Source organism: Streptomyces sp. NPDC002588, from assembly GCF_040295925.1.
Lineage (GTDB): Bacteria > Actinomycetota > Actinomycetes > Streptomycetales > Streptomycetaceae > Streptomyces.
This window is the reverse complement of sequence record NZ_JBEOWF010000107.1, coordinates 1-3,125: the sequence shown is the minus strand read 5'-3', so window position 1 is coordinate 3,125 and position 3,125 is coordinate 1. Positions and strand designations below refer to the sequence as shown.

Here is a 3,125-nt window from a genome sequence, read left to right as displayed (position 1 = left end):
GCATAGAACCGGGAGAGGCCGTTGTTGGTGTCGCCCGCCCGCGAGTCCGGGTGGACGTAACCGGCCTTGGCGAGCCGGTAGTGCCAGTTCAGGGCTTCCAGGAACTCGGGCATGTCGTACTTGTGTACGAGCTTTCCCTTCTTGATGGTGAACTTGTTGGGAACTCCCCACGCCTGGTACAGGTAGGTCCACACGTCGTCGAATGCCCACACACCGCGCTTGGCGTCGGTCAGCTCCTTGCCCAGGTTCCACAGATCGTCGGCGGACTTGATCTGGTCGGCGGTGATGCCCTTCGCCCCCAGGATGTCCGCTCGGAAGTAGACGGCCCCCGCCACGGCCATGCCGCCGGCGAAGGAGGGGATGCCGTAGATCTTGTCCTCCCAGGCGGCGGCCTGCCAGGCGCCGGTGGGGATCGCGGCCAGGTTCGGATACTTCTTGATCTTGTCGCCGGACAAGTACGGGGTGAGGTCCGCCAGTTGGGTGCCCGCCAGCGCGCTGACGTTGAAGGTGGCGTTCCACCAGGACGGCAGTTGGACCCAGTCCGGCAGCTTCCTGGACGCGGTCATCGTCGGGACGACGGTCGCGTAGTCGTTGCCGTTGGCCGGCTTCATGGTCAGGTCGATGCCGAGGGCCTTGTTCATGGCCCGGTAGTAGGAGTTGTCCGGCGGGGGCATGGTCCCCCAGATCGGTGTCACCGCGGTGTAGCTGCCACCCTTGCCGGGGATTCCCCGCACCGTGGTCACGGGGTGGGCCGGGTAGGACAGGAACCCCGGGCTGGTGAACGCTCCGTCGGGCCCGGTGACCGACGGGATGTCCGGCTTCACCGAGGTGCTGGCCTGGTAGTGGGGAAGCGCAGCGGCGAGCCCCGACTTGGTATTGGTTCCCCCCTTCGAGCCGGCGGAGCCGTTTCCGCACGCGGACAGCAAGGGGGACAGGGCGGCGGCCCCGGCGACGGCCAGGGCGCCGTTCACGAAGGCTCTTCGATTTGTTGCGATGCTCATGGTGGGCGGTCCTTCGGCTCTGAGGTTCTGTGACGAACGTCGTGCGAGAGGGCTGCGCAGGGGCCGCCTGACCTCGGTGCGGGAGGCGTGAGCGGCTTCGAGGTGTCGAAACACGGCGTGGATCGTTGCCCGCCAGTCGAAGCGCTTCGACATCGCCGAGAGGTTAAGCGCGTCCTGGAGCGCCAGGCAAGGGGCTTGCAGGAAACCGAATCACCGAATTGGAAACCGAAGTTTCTTGGAAACTTTCTCTTGACGCCCCATCGAGCCCATGCCAGTTTCGAAGCGCTTCAACACGCGGTATCGAGGCCCTGCGACCCGGCCGTACGGTGCCGTCCACCCCCGTCGTCGCACTCCGCAAGGGACTTCACCTGTGAGTACCGCTGCCGTCTCCGCCACGCTGCCCTTCCGCGACCCGGGGCTCCCGCTGGCCGAACGCGTCGAAGACCTGCTCTACCGGCTCACGCCGGAGGAACGCATCGCGATGCTGCACCAGTACGCGCCCGCCGTTCCCCGCCTCGGTGTCGCCGAGTTCCGCACCGGCACCGAGACCCTGCACGGCGTCGCCTGGCTCGGCGAGGCCACCACCTTCCCGCAGGCCGTCGGCCTGGGCGCGACCTGGGACGAGGACCTGGTCCACGAGATCGCCGAGGCGATCTCCGTCGAGCAGCGCGCCTTTCACCACCACCGCCCCCCGGTCGTCGGCACCGGCCGCAACAGCCTCCAGGGCTGGGCCCCCGTGGTGAACCTGCTGCGCGACCCGCGCTGGGGCCGCAACGAGGAGGGCTACTCCGAGGACGCCCTGGTCACCGCCCGGCTCGGCGCCGCCTTCTGCCGCGGCATGGCCGGCGACGACCCGGACCACCTGCGCACCGCGCCGGTCCTCAAGCACTTCCTCGCCTACAACAACGAGGACGACCGCTGCACCACCTCCTCCGGCCTGCGCCCCCGGGTCCTGCACGAGTACGACCTCGCCGCCTTCCGGCTCGCCATCGCCACCGGCGCGGCCACCGGCGTGATGGCGGCCTACAACCTGGTCAACGGCCGCCCCTGCCACGTCAGCCCGCTCCTTGAGCAGCAGCTGCGCGAGTGGGCGAAGCCCACCGGCCACGAACTCTTCGTCGTCAGCGACGCCGACGCCCCGTCGAACCTGGTGGACCCGGAGCACTACTTCGACAACCACGCCGAGTCGCACGCCGCCGCACTGAAGGCCGGCATCGACAGCTTCACCGACCACTTCCAGGACAGCGCCACCACCTTCGGCCGGATCAGCGCCGCCCTGGAGCACGGCCTGCTGTCGATGGCGGACGTGGACCGGGCCGTGAGCCGTCAGCTGTCGATACGCTTCCGGCTCGGCGAGTTCGACCCCGAACAGGACCCGTACGCGGGTATCGGCTGGGACGTCGTCAACTCCCCGGCCCATCAGGCGCTCGCGCTGCGCGCGGCCACCGAGTCGGTCGTGCTGCTCAAGAACACCGGAGTACTGCCGCTCGCCGCGGACCGACGCGTGGCCGTGGTCGGGCCGCTCGCCCACACCCTGTTCGAGGACTGGTACAGCGGCAGCCACCCGTACCGGATCACCGTCGCCGACGGCCTCGGCGTCGAGGGTGTCGAAGGCGTCGACCGGATCGTGCTGCGCACCACCGACGGCCGCGCCCTCACCGCCGTGGGCCCGGAAGGCCGACTGGCCGTTACGGACGCCCAGGACGCCGACCCCGCCGCCCAGTGGGACCTCTTCGACTGGGACCTGGGCGTGCTCACCCTGCGCTCCGCCGCCACCGGTCGCTACGCCTCGCTGCGCGACGACGACCAGCAGGTCGCCGCCGACCGGGACCAGCCCGGTGAATGGGAGGTCCACGAAACCTTCCGCCTCGATCCCGCCGAGGACGGAGCGGAGCTCCTCTTCAACATCTGCAACAGCCGTTATGCCCAGGCGGATCCGGACACAGGTGTCCTCACCATGACCGCCGAGACCCCGGAGCAGGCCGTCCGGTTCACCCGGACCGTGGTGCGCGACGGCGTCGCCGAGGCCGTCGCGGCCGCGCGGAGCGCCGACACGGTCATCGTGGTGGTCGGCAACGACCCGCACATCAACGGCAAGGAGACCACGGACCGGGCCGGTCTGCG

At 69.5% G+C, this 3,125-nt stretch carries 2 protein-coding genes; one reads left to right on the top strand and one right to left on the bottom strand.

Annotated features, from left to right (window positions below; genetic code table 11):
* Positions 1-1,001: ABC transporter substrate-binding protein (locus ABT057_RS48935; RefSeq protein WP_502974098.1), on the bottom strand; the 1,001-nt coding region annotated here is incomplete at its 3' end.
* 370 nt (positions 1,002-1,371) lie between these two features.
* Here ABT057_RS48935 and ABT057_RS48930 point away from each other — a divergent pair.
* On the top strand, positions 1,372-3,125 hold a 1,754-nt coding region (locus ABT057_RS48930), incomplete at its 3' end, for a glycoside hydrolase family 3 protein (RefSeq protein WP_352351876.1).